The sequence below is a fragment of the Dorea sp. AGR2135 genome, assembly GCF_000420885.1.
Classification (GTDB): domain Bacteria; phylum Bacillota; class Clostridia; order Lachnospirales; family Lachnospiraceae; genus Dorea; species Dorea formicigenerans.
Window position 1 is genome coordinate 46,937 of the sequence record NZ_ATVU01000007.1, and the last position, 16,004, is coordinate 62,940.

Genomic DNA, 16,004 nt, shown 5'->3' on the forward strand with positions numbered 1-16,004 from the left:
ATTATATGCTAAATTACATATATGATACCTACGAATTGTTCCGTGCTACGCACTCCCACAATTCTCCCCACTATTCGCATATCGTGGGATTAACATCCCACTTTTAGGCTCATATTGGGGCGAGTCCCAAGGTCTTTCAGTCACATATGAGCAAGCTCATGTGTCTTTAGACCTTTTGACTCTGGTATCATATATATTGTACCAAAGAAAATACATCTCTCACATGCCCGTTGAAAGCCAAAAAAGTGCCTATTTTACAATTTCTTTTGTAAAACAGACACTTTTTCGTATCCTGTTATTCTATTGATTTACGAATTCTTTAATCTTATCGCGTTTATCAATCTGTAGTTTTTCCAGAATTCCGGAGACATAGTGCTTGACCGTATTCACTGACATTCCCATATGTTCTGCGATTTCCTGATTCGTCCAATCCCTGCACGCCAGCATGGCTATAGAATATTCCAGCGGAGTCAAAAGATCCGTCACTGCCTTTTGCGTCTTGGGATTGTGAATTTTCATCCAGCCACGGCTAAATGCAAGTACACCATCCACCAGCTTCTTGTACATTTCCGGCTCTTTTTTCCGGATACAGACTTCCATAGTCCCCTGAAGCAGACCATGATACTCGATAAATGGTTCCATGAATTTGTCCGCTCTTGCCCTCTCCCATGCCCGGGTCACCGTCTGAATTGCTTCTTCTTGTTCTTTCAGATTAATCTGACACACTGCCTGTACGCACCCCAGATAAATCATGGAAATCGGATAAACTCCGTCTGCCATCAGAAATGCCCCCTGTACAACACCTTTTGCCTTTGCATAATCCTGTCTCAGATAAATCTCATGTGCTAAAAGACTTACTGCAAATAATCGTTGCCCAATTGGAAGATACGGAATGTACTGCTGAAGTGGCGGGGTTCCTTCCTCCGGCGGTATATGAAGAAATGTGCTGATTACATAAAATGCGAACAGACACGCCGCCTTTACATTCACAGGCGTGTCCTCCTGCATTGCCCGTGTCAGACACTGATGTACATCTTCCCTTGTATGCTGTGCTGCCTGAGAATCTCCAAGTGTAAGATTCGCAAATGTGTAAAGCATATCTGCCGATAGCCGGAGCATCACATCATCGTGATCCAGATAATCTTTTATCGTCTCCACACATCTTTCTGCCTGAGCTGAGAAGAAATAATATTCTCCCTGTGCAATCTGTGCCAGTTCCTTATCTTCTATTTTCTCAATTGCTTCTGCAGCCTTTCCCGGTTGAAATGCACTTCCAACCAAAGGAAGGATGACTCTGTCAGATATTTTCATTTCTTTCACCACTTCTTATAAAATTATATTTTCTGTCAATATGGCCTTTATCAATGAAACTTTTCTACATAATAATTCTGTATATCTGTTAAAATATACGCCTCATAATATTCTACCGGAATCTCCTGATTGTCTTCCAGACAATAGGAAATCGCTTTAATTCTCAATAAAGGCTGACTTTCGTCCCGTTCCAGTAACCGGCTCACCGACACATCTGCTGTTGTAGCTTCCAGTGTCTGTCTCACCCGGTACATATATGTCCCATAGAATGAACCAAGCACTTCATATAAAGACCGGTTATTGAAGTCAAAAAAATCTAACTTTTCAAATCTTTTTGCCGGTAATACTGCTGTATTTAAACTATACGGAATACCATCTGCATAATAAAGGCTTTGGATTTCAAAAACCTCTTCTCCTTCTTCTATCTGAAGTTTATCTGCCAGATACGCATCTGCTTCTTTTTTTTCTAAAGACAACTGCTTCTTGCCCGGCAACTTTCCTTCGTTCCTTACAGCCTCTGTAAAACTATAGATTCTTGATCTTTTCTGATCTGTCTGTTCTCTCACAAAGCAGCCCTTTCCCTTGATCCGGTACAAGATCCCTTCTGCACACAATTCGTCAATTGCTTTTCTCACCGTCACACGACTGACTTTATAACACTGGCACATTTCATTCTCAGATTTAATTACCTGATTGGGTTTTAAAATATTATCTTCGATCTGTTCTTTTATCTCTTGCTTGATTATTTCGTATTTGGTCATCTTACTTTCCACCTGTTCGCCATAAAGAATAACTTTGGCTTATCGTTAACGCAAAAAGCCACAGATCTCATACTCACATGAAATCCATGGCCTTCTTGATCTTTTATTATTTTAACATAAAATCCTCTATTTTTGTCCGTTATTATGCAGTTTCTTTTGCAATTTTTCTCCAGTTCAGGAAACCGTATGTGGAGTTGATGAAGTTGATTGTCTTCATAATGATAATCAGCAGTGCAGAAGAATCTCCCTGCATAAATACCATGATCCACATCACAATGGAAAGTGCATTTACAATTGCCCACATTGCCCACTGCTCTGAGAAACGAAGCAGATACAGGAAACTTGCCACAACCGATACGACTGTTGTCAGAGAATCCATAAATGGAAGATTTCCACCCATCCATTTCAGAATCTGCATGTATCCAAGTACTCCGATAATTGTCACTGCTACTGTTGTGAACATAATCTTTGGTGTCATCGTGCGGAATTTTACTTCTCCACCCTTTGTCATGTTCTTTTTCCATGTGAAGATTGCAATGGCACTGACCGGAATTGAGTAGATTAAGTTGTACATGACCTCACCGTAAAGCGGAATACCCATGCAGTTAATCGCATATAATGCACTGTTGATAATTGCAAAATACAGACCGGCAACTTTACCTTTTGCTCCAAGTACCAGGTTCAGACTACTTGTCAGCGTCATGACCAGCATAAACAGACTTTCTTTCTGAATTGCCCAGGCTACTGTCTGTACAATCAGTACAAATGCAAGCCATGCTTTTTCTTTCCAGCTCCAATCTGTAAAAAATTCTTTTATTTTATTCATTTTCCCATTCCTCCGAAATCTTCTGAAATTCCTCCAGGTCCATAACCGGTCCGGACGTTCCTACAATTGCCGCTGCCGTACGATTTGCAAGTAATACGGCATCTTCTACTTTCATTCCCTTTGACATTCCTGCAATAATCGCCCCGATATGACTGTCTCCGGCTCCTACAGTGTCCACAACATTGGTCTTAACAGATGCGACCCTTCTCATTTCTTTTCCATCATAGAACAAGGTTCCTTCTGCCCCAAGCGTAACAAATACGAGATTGCCACTCTTCTCATAAAGAGCTCTCACTGCTTCTTCTACATTTTCCTGCTGTGTATAACCCTTTGCTTCTGCTTCATTAATATGTAAGATTGGCTTTAATGTAAAAAGGTTTTCCATTGTTTCAGATTCGATTGCCGTAATCATCGGTCCCGGTGCAAAAAAGATATGCTTTTCTTCCACATTTTCCACTGTTTTCAACCATTGTGAAATGATTTCACCACTTTTTCCACAAACCTGATAGCCTGCGATGTAGATATTCTCATAGTTGTCCATGTCGATTTGCTCAAACCATTCCTTTTTGAAGTGGCATTCCGCTCCCTGCACTGTGATAAATGTTCTTTCTCCATCAGCCTCTACAAGACTCAGGCAATAACCGTTATCCTCTCCCGGTTCTTCAATCATCGGCTCATATCCTTTTTCCTTCATGCCTCTACGGATAATATCTGCAAATGAACCGCTTCCCACCGGCACACACAAATCATGTTCACATTTCAGATTTCTCAATGTGTTGGCAACATTGTACGCACAGCCGCCAACTACCGTTTTCGTCTCCTTGCAGGGAATATCCTCCCCACTCTTTGGGAGACGTTCAACCTTCATCATCAGATCAACAATCGCAGCTCCGACTACTAGCGTCCGCATCCCAACAGCTCCCTTCCTTTTTCAAGAATATTGATATACTCCTCAAAATTTGTCTCCGGGTTTTGAACTCTTAAAAGTTCTGTGTACTCTGGATTAATCTTTGAATAACCAACAAATGCCCCACATATAGCTGTTGCCATCGCTCCGATTGTATCTGTGTCACCGCCAAGATTTGCACACATCAGACAACATTTATTTGGATCCTGTGTGTAATATGCAATGGAAACCGCTGCCGGAACAGATTCAATAATTCCAACTCCTGCTCCAATTACATCATAGATTTTCTTAGAAAATGCCTCTTCATCGTCTGCATATTCTTTTGCAATCTGAACACCAATCTTTACTCTCTCTGCAAGTCTCGGGCTGAATGTCTCACAACCTTTTTCGTATCCGGCTTCTTCTACAGAAAGAATATCACTTAACACCTGCTCGAAATCATCATTGACAATTGCAGATGCAACACCTTCTGCAATCATAGCTGCTCCGGCGATTGTAACATCACTTGTATGTGTTGCCTTGGAAACTCCGTACACATAATCTATCAGTTCTTTTCTCTGATCTGGTGTAAAGAGGCAGCCGATTGGTGCAATTCTCATAGAACTTCCATTGGATAAAGCTTTGTTCGTTATCGCACTTGCATCTACTCCATCTCGGAAATTCGCCAGTGCAAGCTTAGAGGTCGGTCCTAAAATATTATTTTCAAATGCATTCTCTTTTTCAGCCCATTCCAGCATACGCTTTGCTATATCTGAAGCATTTGGCACATAACCAGTTGCCTTCAATGAATCCAAAAGAACCATTGCCTGTCCAGTATCATCCGTGAACTGAGCTTTATTATAATTAAATGCAACATCATTCTCTTTGGGTCCGTCAATGAATTCTGTGATTTTTCCACCAAAGAATTTTCTTGCCCTTTCTCTGCCCCACAATTCTGCCGGCATTCCCATCGCATCACCAAGTGCCATTCCATATAATGCTCCGGCAATTTTATCTCTTAATTCCATGTTTCTTTGCTCCTTTCAGATACATCTTGATAGTACAGCTTGTATTATTTCTTGTTGCGTTTATTTTATACATATCGGTTATTTATGTCAATATACTTTCATATTTTTACAACTTTTCAGCATTTTTGTCAATTTTCATCGTTTTTTGAATAAATACAAGTCTGATTTTTGTCTAAAATAACAACAAGCCGAATTCCTTAAAATCCGACTTGTTGTTATTTTGATTTCCCTGTAAAATAAACACTTTCCTTCATGCTCGATATTCATCTGTACCTGCACTGTTCTTATAAGCTTTCAGCTTTCTCATATTCTTCAATGATGCACTGATGTTCTTTAGTAGCTTTATCGTAATTGATTGCTACAAGTAAAATATTCCCTGTGTAATCCAAACCCGAAGACGGATATTTCTTCTCTTTTATCTGCTCCATTGCTGTCTGAGCATTTTGATTCCATTTTAATTCAACAATTAATGCCGGATAATCATTTTTATATTCCGGTTTAGGAATAAACACAAAATCTGCAAAACCACGCCCCGTTGGCAGTTCCCGTACTGGTTTAAAATAATACTGCATCGCACTTAAATATGCAATTGTCAGCACACTACTCAATGAATTTTCATTGTGATACTGAATTACTGATGCGTATTCATTATGAATTGTTTCAATTTGGTTCGCGACTGCAACACTATCCATATCCAATGTTGCCTCCAGCAGATTTTCTGATTCCTGCTGGAACATGAGCATCTCATTCCATGGTTTACAATTGACTGCCGTAATAAGCTCCTGACGAATTTCTTCATTCGGAACAAAAGCCATTTTCTTTACCTGGTCATATCCCAGATACCCCAAATGAATCATGTAGGTCAACACATCGTCTTTACTCTGGATATTTACCGTATCATTTTTAAATGTTGCTGTGTTAACCTTGACTGCTGTCCCAGAAATCATCTCAATAATTGCCGTTTTCAGACCATCATAATTCATATTGATCAGTGGAACAATCGCTTCATAAGAAGCTGTTTCAGACCAGTAACTTTTATATTCACTATTCAACATGACACTTACAACAGCTCTCGGATTGTAGACCTGATAATCTCTCAACAGATAACCGTCATACCATCTTTTTACTTTTTCAAATTCCTGATGATATGATCCTGAAAGTTCTCTTACCTCTTCTTCTGTAAATCCAATGTATTGTGCAAGCTTACCCGGACTTAACATTGTAAATTCATCAAAATTATTCAATGCAGATTGCGTCTTTTCTTTTTTTATCGGCAAAATACCTGTCAGATAAGCCAGTTGAATATATTTTGTAGGCTCTGTCCCTTTAAATAGTCCTCGTAAAAACCCTATATATTCATCTTGAATTTTTTGATCGGCCGCTTTGTCACGAATCAGGACATCCCATTCATCAATAATTACAATAAATTTTGTTCCGGTCTCTGTATTGATTTTCGATAATACCTCTGGTAATGATACAAGATGCTCTGTCAGCACATCAGGATAATATTCTTTTAATTCAGAAATTGTCTTTTCTGATATATAGGATACAATATTATCTGCTCCTCCTGCAGGTTCCATGCACCATTGAATGTCCACGTGAATCACATCATATTTATTTAAACGTTTCTCAAAATCTGGCGTTTTACTGATCTCCAAATTTGAAAACATTTCTTTCGAATCGCACCCTTTGCTATAATACGCCGTAAGCATATTAGCGGTAATTGACTTTCCGAATCTTCGCGGGCGGCTATTGCAGATATAGCCTTGTAACGTATTCATAACTTTGTTTGTATATTCCAGCAATCCTGTCTTATCAACATAAATTTCAGAATTAAGTGCAACTTGAAATGCTGAATTTCCAGGATTCACAAACATCCCCATATCTGCACACTCCTCTCTGCTATATAATAAATTCTTTCCATGTTTTTCTACAGTATAACATAAAAACACCGTATCCGGTACTGTGTTTCTATTTCGTAATCTTCAAAAAAACGCCAGAACCGACATTTGCCGGAACTGGCGTTTCTTAATCCGAGAGCTTATTATACTCCCATTTTATTCTTTTATCATTTTATGAATTATTTTCCTAGGCTGTCACTTTTTTATCTTCCGACTTCTCAAGAAGTTTCTTAATTCCCTGAATTGCTACAAGCACTCCAAGGATTAACAGAAGTACTGCAAAGATAAGCTGCAATGTATTTCCAAAATCCAATCCTGTTGTCATGAATGCCTTTGTAAGTTTTACAATTGTCATTCCAAGTGCCGTAAATGTAACTGCCATCATAAATACCATTGGTCCCCAGAGCATGAATCCCTGACGTTTTGTCTTCTTTAAGAATACTGCGCAGGCTACAAGTGCCAGTACAGATAACAGCTGGTTTGCTGAACCGAACAGTGGCCAGATCTCTGCATATCCGACTTTTGTCAGGAAATAAGCAAGTACCAGTGTAATGATTGTTGCAAAATACTTGTTCGTTACTACCTTTAAGAAAGGACTCATATTCTCGTCTTCCACATCTGAATCAATCCAGAACTCCTGGAACGACAGACGTCCGACTCTGGCTACTGAATCCAGAGATGTCAGTGCAAATGCAGATACTGCAAGGTTGATCAGTGTAAATACAAGTGAATGTGGCAGGCCGATGACTGACAGGAAGTTCGCAATTGCTCCTGCGAAAATCTGTGGCTGAGTGGTCAGTCCCTGTGCTGCTGCCTCACCTTTTCCAAATGATGCAACGGCAATCAATGCCAGAATTGCAAGCATACTTTCCATTAACATGGCACCGAATGAAACCGGAAGCATGTTTTTCTCATTTTTAATCTGCTTGGAAGCAGTACCTGATGATACCAGTGAATGGAATCCTGAAACTGCACCACAAGCGATTGTTACAAACAAGATTGGGAACATATACTGCGGATTTCCATTTGCATCCGGTATCGAGAATGCTGTAAATGCTTCAAGATTACATGCCGGATTTGCAACAAATACGCCAATAACAGCACCAAGGATCATAAAAATCAACAGATAACTGTTCAGATAATCACGAGGTTGAAGTAATGCCCATACAGGTGTTACACTGGCAACTAAAATGTAAGCAAAAATAATAAGATGCCATATATCAAGACTTACATAGATTGGAAAGTTAAGTCCAAGTGCAATTGCAACTACCAGTAAAATAACTGCTACTGCTGTATTTACCCACTTATTAAATTTTGAATATTTCAAGAAAAATCCAAGTGCCACTGCTTCTACGATAAATAACATAGAGGTTGTTGCAACAGCTCCATTTGCTACTACTTTTGTAACTGTTCCTGATTCACTTGTTGCGAATCCGTTAAATGTTCCGGCTACGACATCAGCAAATGCTGCGACAACCAGAATGCAGAACAGCCAGCAGAATAACAGGAATAATTTCTTACCTAATTTTCCAATGTACTCTTCAATGATGTATCCAATTGTACGGCCTTTGTTCTTTACAGATGCATACATAGATGCGAAATCCTGAACTGCTCCGAAGAATACACCACCAATTAAAATCCATAAGAGAACCGGAAGCCATCCGAAGATTGCTGCCTGAATTGGTCCGTTGATCGGACCTGCTCCTGCAATTGATGCAAACTGATGACCAAATACTACGTTAGTATCAGCCGGTACATAATCCACTCCGTCTTCTAATTCATACGCCGGAGTTTTCGCATTCGGGTCAATGCCCCATTTGTTTTGGAGATAACGGCCATACAGAAGATAGGCTCCTCCGAGCACTACGATGGCAATTATCATCATAAGTATTCCACTCATAATAATCCCTCTTTCTTTATATTTTGATTATATATTAATCTCAGGAACACCAATCAGCATTTCTGAAATTATTATCGATCTTGCGTATATGTTTCCATACAATAAAAAAACGCCTTCGCTATCCTTTCGGATAACAAAGGCGGATTTATCTTCCGTGGTACCACTTTGTATTACTGCATTTATCACTAACTACAGTCTCTTATCACTGTCATTCTCAAACAGTTTCTTCTGTAACGTGAAGATTACGTCCCTGCTTACTTTAGCTCTGATGTTAAATATGTTAAGTATTTCAGAAGGATGCTCCCGGGTGATATCACAAAATCCGTTCTGTCGCTTCGCACCACCCAACGACTCTCTGAAATCGCGTTCTCTTTTGTGACGTATCCCTTTCACTGCATTTCTTTTCTTTAACTATATTATGTTTTACACTTTTTTGCGTTAAAACGCAAGAGACTATTTTAACATAATTAACAATAATACAAAGGACTGTTTGTGCAGTTTTTACAATTCTATTTTTTTGATATGAAATCTTGTTATATTTTATTAAATATCTCTACCGCCTTTTGTGCAAAGCGCTTCCCATAAATATTAAAATACTCTTTATAATTTCCCATTCCATTGAACTTTTCCATATTATTATTTACTCCGACCGGTCCAAGATGAATCACTGGCTTTCCACAAGCCATACCGCCTGAATAGCACAGCATTCCTTTTACCATCTCAATTGTCAAAATAGACTGAATGACCTGAGTTCCGCCACCATGTGTGTACTGCTCTGTTGCAAATGCGCCACCCATTTTCCCCGGAAACTCTAACTCTCCTGCTTTTTCAAACAGCCAATTATGAATCTGCGGTGTCATCTGTGCCATATAGGAAGGAGAACCTACTACAATTCCTTTTGCTTCCTTTACAAAATCTTCATCCACTTTTTCAATAGAAAATGCTCTGGCTTCTACTCCTGAGACTCCATTCATTCCATCGGCAATCCATTCTGCTGCCTGTTTTGTATTTTCAGTTTCTGAGTGGTAAATAACTGCAAGCTTCATAATAATTTTCTCCATCATTTGTGTATCGGTTTATATAGATTTCATCCCTTGTTCAAACGCCCCCCTCAGAGGTCATGTTGCAAGCGAGATGTAGGTTTAGAAGATTAAACGTATTTCTTTATTTCTTCGATCACAATTTTCAAAGCTTTGATCCGGGCATATTTCTTATCTACGGATTCCAGAATATGCCACGGTGCGTATTCTGTGTTCGTCTTTTGAAGCATTTCATTCACCGCAACTTCATATTCATCCCATTTTTCCCGATTTCTCCAGTCTTCATCGGTAATCTTCCACTGTTTCTCCGGATTATTTTGCCGCTCTTGAAATCTCGCCAGCTGGGTATCTTTATCAATCTGTACCCAGAACTTAATCATCACAGCGCCCCAGTCTTTTAATTCTTTTTCGAATTCATTGATTTCATTATAGGCACGCTGCCAGTCATTTTCACTGCAGAATCCTTCCAGGCGCTCTACCATCACTCTGCCGTACCAGGTTCTGTCAAATATCGCAATATGCCCGCTTTTTGGCAGTCTCGTCCAAAAACGCCACAGATAATGTCTTGCTTTTTCATGCGGTTCCGGTCTGGCAATCGGTTGTACCTCATAACCTCTTGGATCAAGCGCCTCGGTAATTCGTTTGATATTGCCGCCTTTTCCTGCTGCATCCCAGCCTTCATATGTGATAATGACCGGAATCCTTTTCCGATAAAGTTTATTGTGCAGTTTTCCTAATTCTATCTGAAGCTGTTTTAATTCTTTCTTGTATTCTTCATCATTCAGTATTTTGTCCTGCAAATCAATATCTGCAAGACGTGGAATTGGTTCCAGCGGAAATACATTTTGCAAGATTGGCACCGAATGCGCCTGATTCTGCAATGCCACTTCAATGTTGCTCACCAGCGTCTCCATCACCTGCAGCTCTGCCCACTTCTGGTCACCTGCATCAATGATATACCATGGTGCGGAAGATGAATTTGTATCTGACATGTACTTTGAAAATGCCTTTTTGCATTTTTTATAATGTGCATTTTCCCACTGATCGAACAGGGAAACGCGCCATTTTGTATCCTTGCTTTCCAGAAGATCCTGCTCCCGTTCTTTTTGTTCTTTCTTCTCTATCTGCATAAAAAACTTCAAGACAAGATAACCGTTATCTGTCAGTTGTCTTTCAAAATTGCGGACACTTTCTATACGAGAAGCATATTCTTTTTCATCTGTTTTCCCCTCTAAATGCTCTCTGCAGATCTGCTCCAACCAGCCAGAATCCAGGAATGTGAATTTCCCTGCTTCTGGAATCTCCTTAAAAAATCGATATAAAAATGGATATCTTAGTTCCTCATCTGTCGGCTCAGACATTGTCACGACCTTGAAAAAGCGCGGATCAATATTCCGGATCACCTTACCGATCGTGCTTCCCTTTCCGGATGTGCCCCAGCCTTCAAAAAGCACAATTACCGGAATTTTATGTTCCTTGATCTTCATCTGTAAATCATACAACTGCTTTCTGGCTGTAGATAAACGTAACTTCATCTCATCCTTTTCCGGCATACGTGCCGGATTCCAATTCGTCAACATATCCGAGTCCTCCTTATTCTTATTCTTATTCTTATTCTTATTCTTATCCTTGTCTCTCTCTGTATCGTCCGATACTGCTAAATTTCATCCATTACTGCATCATTGATTACATCGTACGCATCTTCAAGTGCATCCAATGCTTCCATCAAAGTATCTGCTTTCTCCTCAGCTCCCTCCTCCTCATACTGATCCAGTACTTCCACAAGCGCATCTTTTACCTCCTGCAGCGCCTCCATGATTTCCTGCAGATTGTCTTCTCTATTTGCCATTGGTAAAATATTTATAATTTTTCCCATGTTATAATCTCCTTTCCCAGACCTTATAATAACTTTTCCGTCCATTCTTTCTCTTTAAATCCCGTCAACACAAGATTTTCTTTCACGATCAATGGTCGTTTCACAAGCATTCCGTTTGTCGCCAGAAGCCTCAACTGCTCTTCCTCGCTCATGTCAGGAAGTTTGTCTTTTAATTTTTGCTCTTTATAAAGCATACCACTTGTATTAAAAAACTTCTTTAGCGGTAAATCCCCATTCTCATACCACTGCTTCAGCTCCTCGTAAGTTGGATTCTCCTCCACAATGTGACGCTCCTCATAAGAAATGTGATTGGCATCCAGCCATTTCTTTGCCTTCTGGCAAGTAGAACATTTTGGATAATATAAAAATAACATCTTTTCAATCCCTCCGTAATAGTTTTTACTTATTTTTGCTTCTTTCCCAGCTGCCAAAATGCCACCGCACTTGCCGCTGCTACATTTAATGAATCAACGTCATGTGACATCGGAATCTTGACTGTGTAATCACACATCTCAATTGTCCTATCCATCAAACCTTCGCCCTCGGTTCCAAGAATAATTGCCAGCTTCTCTTCCTGCATAAGTTCCGGATTGTCGATTCCGACCGAATCATCTGTCAGCGCAAGCGCTGCCGTCTTATAACCCATTTCCCGAAGTTCTGTAATCGCCTGCCTGGGCCAAAGTATCTCCCGCTGGCAACGCATTTCATTATTGTCCTGAATAAATGTCCACGGAATCTGAAAAACCGTTCCCATACTGACTCTTGAGGCTCTCCTGTAAAGTGGATCACTGCATCCAGGAGTCAGAAAAACTGCATCCATGTTCAAAGCTGCTGCCGACCGGAAAATTGCACCGACATTCGTCGGATTCATTACATTTTCCAAAATGACGATCCGGTCTTTTCCCTCACACATATTCTGATAATCTATAAGCGGCTGACGCTTTAGGGCGCACAGCATTCCTCTTGTCAATTTGAATCCGGTCATTTTTGTCAGCACTTCAAACTCCGCTGTAAATATCGGGACATCTGTACTTTCAAACCTCTCCAGAATCTGCCTTGTCTCTTCATTTTCTTTCATCTGATGCTTTTCGACCAGAGCCGATACCGGGATATAGCCCGCATCTAACGCTCTGCCAATTACCTTCGGACTCTCCGCAATAAATAATCCAGCCTCCGGATTGTCCTTATTTATAAGCTGCGCCTCGGTACGTCTCGCATAAATATCAAGCTCCGGTGCAGAAAAATCATTGATTTCTAATATGTTTAGCATTTTGTCTGCAATTCCTTTCCCATGCTATTTTCTTCTATATGCTACTGAATTCTCCCTACACCACTCTTCTGCCTTATCAAGATACGCCTGACTTCTGTAATCATAATAAAGCTGACTGATTCCCAATTCATTTATCTTATCTTTAAAGGCTCTATAAGGATGTCTTTTTCTCAATGCATTCGAAAGTATTTCAGATACTCGTTCATTTCCAATCTCATATGCAAAATGTTCCAGAATATTTTTCGAAAAGTGACAGATATTCTTCTTCGACTTCTTCAAATGGACGAACCGTATAATCTAAGTCAATATGTAACTCTGGAATTTCTCCGTATTGTATTTCTCCAAGTAAATGTTCCAAGTCATACCATAGCATTGCATGATCTATTTCTTTGAGTTCTTTCTGCTCTTCCTCCGTCAAATCTGAGTCAAGAAATTTTTCATATACCATACTCAGTAAATGTTCTTCCTGTTCCTGATATTCCGGTAGTTCATTCTTAAATGGAGTCGGAACATCGGACATATAGCATTCACTGGCATCATGAAGCAAGCATGCAAGTACCATTCGATTTGACAGACCACGGGCTGCCGCCTCCCTAGCACAACAAATACAATGCTGTCCCACCGACCAAAATGTCTTTACATGTCCATTTCCACGGCAAAGCATGGAAAGTGCATGTGCAATATCCTCAATCCGAATCAACTCCGAATCCGGATTTGTTGGTTCAAAATGTTTTCCTGTGTATGTTGTAATATATTCACTCATCATTTTCTCCTGTTACTTCATAGCCTCATACTAAAATTATTTTCTATGTACATATGCCTTGAAATCAATCACCTTTGCTGGTTTTCTTTTTGGGACAATCCCTAAACGTTCCATGTCTAATTTAAAAAGTTCCCTTGGATATCCATATGCGTCAAAACCATCTGGCTGGCAAATATCTCTGTTAAGATACTCATTCAAGTCCCACTGATACTTTGTTTCCTTCTCAAATTTCTTATCAAAATACTGTGCATCTGTTACCATTCTATTTATGCCGCCAACGGATTTCTTACCGTGTGTTTTTGTAACAATCGTATCACCTGACATTCTAAAATACTGTTCTATCTGATCTTCTAAATAACCCATTTGTTGCATCACGCCATGAAACACACGACTAATATACAATGTATAATGATTCCAATTCCTTGATTCAATATCTGTCATTGCTATTGTATAGCGATTGCTGGTATTTACTATAAACAGTACATTTCTTCTCTTTATTTTTGCCAAATGTGTATCCCAACAAAACACAAGCGATGTTTCTTTTATTTCACTAATCTTTGTTGCTTTTAATCGTTCTTGAACAGCCTTTGTTGCACCAATTTCCATATATATCACCTATTCTTATGTATAGCTTTTTCCTTCCTCGAATACTTCCATTATACCATCGAACTTTTCTTCTTGCATTAACCGATTATTTTATTAGTGTACTCTTCTTTCGCAATCCCTTGTGATTAAGAATTATTACAATTTTACCAAATGCAATAATTTCAATTTTTCTAACAGCCATCGAATTCCTTTTGCCAGGCGCTTTCCGGAATCTGCGAAATGTCCTCCGGGATTCCACTCTAATACTACCCGCTCTGCCAATGGATCTTCCAGCAACAATTTTTCTTGTTCCCTGGTGCAATCTCCCACAGTTGCCATTACCGCGTTCTTCGTCTTTTCTTCCTTGCCTCCAAGGCTTAGATATACGCTGCATTTTCGCTTCAACTTATGTTCTCTCATGTAAATATCCCAATCCTTGAACCATAGAGAACCAGAACAACACGCAATTCCAGCAAATGTATCACATTCGTATGCCGCCCACAGCGCAAATAATCCTGCCAGGGAATAGCCTGCCAGCCAGTGCTCCTGTTCTTTCACATGATATGTCCGGCCAATATATGGAACTCCTTCCTCGAGCAACCACTTCAACGTCCTTGCGCCTTGTCCATCAAATGCTTCCGTTCCAAATGCCGCCGGTGCTTCCCAGGGTGAAAAATCCCGGTTCCAGTCTTCCACCTGAAATGCTACTAGCAAAAATTTCTGTTCCGGCACAAGCTCCATCAAAGCTTCCCAAAAATGTTCTACTTCTCCTCCCTGATGCGGATACATGCCCCAGAAAATAACCGGACCTCCCGATCCATTCTGTACGATATGTAATTGTATATCTGCTACGATTGTCTCTGTCACATTTATCTTCTTCATTTTCATCACATTTCTGATTCCACTGCCATCCTTATCATTTTCTCAAATGACTGCGCAAACCGCTCATCATCTTCCTCAGTACGTTTCTTCGGCCCTTTTATATGATTTTTATGAGAACTTCTTCTCGCCTTCTTATTCAAATGTCGCTCCATAAGCATCTGATCAATATTGTCATTGGTGTACCATTTGCCAGACTGATGAATAGCAAATGCACCCTTTCCCAACGCCATCGCTGCCACTCCATAATCCTGTGAAACCACAATATCTCCCCTATGACAAATGCTGATCAACTTATAATCAACAGCATCCGCTCCGGCACCCACAACAATCACTTCACTGTACTCAGATGTCAGGACATGATTTGTGTCACATAATAAAGTCACCGGAATGTTGTATTTTTTTGATATGTTCTCAACTATGCTGACCACCGGGCAGGCATCAGCATCAATGAATACCCGCATGTTTCTCTCCTAAAATATTTTTAAATAATTTTACTTTGAAATCAATTGTGTAATCCACTTCTGAATTATTACTCATTTTCTTATTCTCCCAATTCTGTTCCAATCTTCTCTATCAACTCCACGTCTGCTGGCAACCAGGCTATTTCTCCCAGTTCATCTTTTTTCAACCACTTTGCGTCTTCTGCTTCTTTCAGAACCAGTTCACCTTTCACGACCTCGCACCAGAAGCAGTCCATGGACAAATGGAATGTCGGATACTCATACTCGATTGTATCAATCAGTTTTCCTACTGTGATTTCCGTATCCAGTTCTTCCATAATCTCGCGTTTTAATGCTTCTTGTGGTGTTTCACCTTCTTCGATCTTACCTCCCGGAAATTCCCAGCCGTCTTTGAATTCTCCATATCCGCGCTGTGTTGCAAATATAATTGGCTCCCCTTCTTGATTCAGTGCTTTTATAACTGCTGCCACTACTTTTACTGTCTTCATCTTAATTTCTATCTCCTGTTTCCGTT

General features: G+C 39.9%; 17 protein-coding genes and 1 other annotated feature. All 17 genes read right to left on the minus strand.

The genetic code is table 11. The features are described 5' to 3' along the window. Nucleotides 1-300: 300 nt before the first annotated feature. Entirely contained in the window at nt 301-1,311 is a 1,011-nt protein-coding gene (locus tag G593_RS0106305) for a response regulator transcription factor (RefSeq protein ID WP_005339975.1), read from the minus strand. Nucleotides 1,312-1,361: 50 nt separating this feature from the next. Continuing rightward, on the minus strand, nt 1,362-2,072 hold the full coding sequence (locus G593_RS0106310) for a GntR family transcriptional regulator (RefSeq protein ID WP_029731151.1): 711 nt from the start codon (nt 2,070-2,072) through the stop codon (nt 1,362-1,364). Between the two features lie 142 nt (nt 2,073-2,214). Continuing rightward, nucleotides 2,215-2,898, minus strand: coding sequence for a nicotinamide riboside transporter PnuC (pnuC, locus tag G593_RS0106315; protein WP_029731152.1), 684 nt, complete (start codon nt 2,896-2,898; stop codon nt 2,215-2,217). Next, complete coding sequence (locus tag G593_RS0106320; protein ID WP_029731153.1) at nt 2,891-3,808, minus strand: PfkB family carbohydrate kinase; 918 nt, start codon at nt 3,806-3,808, stop codon at nt 2,891-2,893. Before G593_RS0106320 ends, pnuC begins: the two co-directional genes overlap by 8 nt. Continuing rightward, nucleotides 3,796-4,812, minus strand: a complete 1,017-nt coding sequence (locus G593_RS0106325) for an ADP-ribosylglycohydrolase family protein (RefSeq protein ID WP_029731154.1) — start codon at nt 4,810-4,812, stop codon at nt 3,796-3,798. Before G593_RS0106325 ends, G593_RS0106320 begins: the two co-directional genes overlap by 13 nt. Before the next feature lie 284 nt (nt 4,813-5,096). Continuing rightward, on the minus strand, nt 5,097-6,695 hold the full coding sequence (locus G593_RS0106330) for an AAA family ATPase (RefSeq protein ID WP_029731155.1): 1,599 nt from the start codon (nt 6,693-6,695) through the stop codon (nt 5,097-5,099). A gap of 205 nt (nt 6,696-6,900) precedes the next feature. Continuing rightward, the gene (locus tag G593_RS0106335; protein ID WP_005339968.1) at nt 6,901-8,613 is read right to left on the minus strand and encodes a carbon starvation CstA family protein; all 1,713 of its coding nucleotides are present in this window, start codon (nt 8,611-8,613) and stop codon (nt 6,901-6,903) included. A gap of 132 nt (nt 8,614-8,745) precedes the next feature. After that, nucleotides 8,746-9,015: a binding site (T-box leader), on the minus strand. Between the two features lie 131 nt (nt 9,016-9,146). Next, nucleotides 9,147-9,659, minus strand: a complete 513-nt coding sequence (locus G593_RS0106350) for a flavodoxin family protein (RefSeq protein WP_029731157.1) — start codon at nt 9,657-9,659, stop codon at nt 9,147-9,149. Between the two features lie 104 nt (nt 9,660-9,763). Then, nucleotides 9,764-11,233, minus strand: coding sequence for a polyphosphate:AMP phosphotransferase (gene pap / locus G593_RS0106355; protein ID WP_005339965.1), 1,470 nt, complete (start codon nt 11,231-11,233; stop codon nt 9,764-9,766). A 77-nt stretch (nt 11,234-11,310) separates the two neighbouring features. Then, nucleotides 11,311-11,529, minus strand: coding sequence for a hypothetical protein (locus G593_RS0106360; protein ID WP_005339964.1), 219 nt, complete (start codon nt 11,527-11,529; stop codon nt 11,311-11,313). A gap of 23 nt (nt 11,530-11,552) precedes the next feature. Beyond that, nucleotides 11,553-11,903, minus strand: a complete 351-nt coding sequence (locus G593_RS0106365) for an arsenate reductase family protein (RefSeq protein ID WP_005339963.1) — start codon at nt 11,901-11,903, stop codon at nt 11,553-11,555. A gap of 29 nt (nt 11,904-11,932) precedes the next feature. Continuing rightward, the gene (locus G593_RS0106370; RefSeq protein WP_029731158.1) at nt 11,933-12,799 is read right to left on the minus strand and encodes a TrmH family RNA methyltransferase; all 867 of its coding nucleotides are present in this window, start codon (nt 12,797-12,799) and stop codon (nt 11,933-11,935) included. Nucleotides 12,800-13,013: 214 nt separating this feature from the next. After that, entirely contained in the window at nt 13,014-13,562 is a 549-nt protein-coding gene (locus G593_RS0106375; protein ID WP_029731159.1) for a hypothetical protein, read from the minus strand. Between the two features lie 36 nt (nt 13,563-13,598). After that, nucleotides 13,599-14,168, minus strand: a complete 570-nt coding sequence (locus tag G593_RS0106380; protein ID WP_029731160.1) for a DUF6933 domain-containing protein — start codon at nt 14,166-14,168, stop codon at nt 13,599-13,601. Nucleotides 14,169-14,303: 135 nt separating this feature from the next. Continuing rightward, on the minus strand, nt 14,304-15,029 hold the full coding sequence (locus G593_RS0106385) for an alpha/beta hydrolase (RefSeq protein WP_242827051.1): 726 nt from the start codon (nt 15,027-15,029) through the stop codon (nt 14,304-14,306). Nucleotides 15,030-15,034: 5 nt separating this feature from the next. Continuing rightward, nucleotides 15,035-15,490 carry a YaiI/YqxD family protein gene (locus G593_RS0106390; RefSeq protein WP_005333664.1) on the minus strand — a complete coding sequence of 152 codons (456 nt, stop codon included), beginning with the start codon at nt 15,488-15,490 and terminating at the stop codon, nt 15,035-15,037. Nucleotides 15,491-15,570: 80 nt separating this feature from the next. Continuing rightward, the gene (locus tag G593_RS0106400; protein ID WP_022278941.1) at nt 15,571-15,978 is read right to left on the minus strand and encodes a (deoxy)nucleoside triphosphate pyrophosphohydrolase; all 408 of its coding nucleotides are present in this window, start codon (nt 15,976-15,978) and stop codon (nt 15,571-15,573) included. Nucleotides 15,979-16,004: the final 26 nt, after the last annotated feature.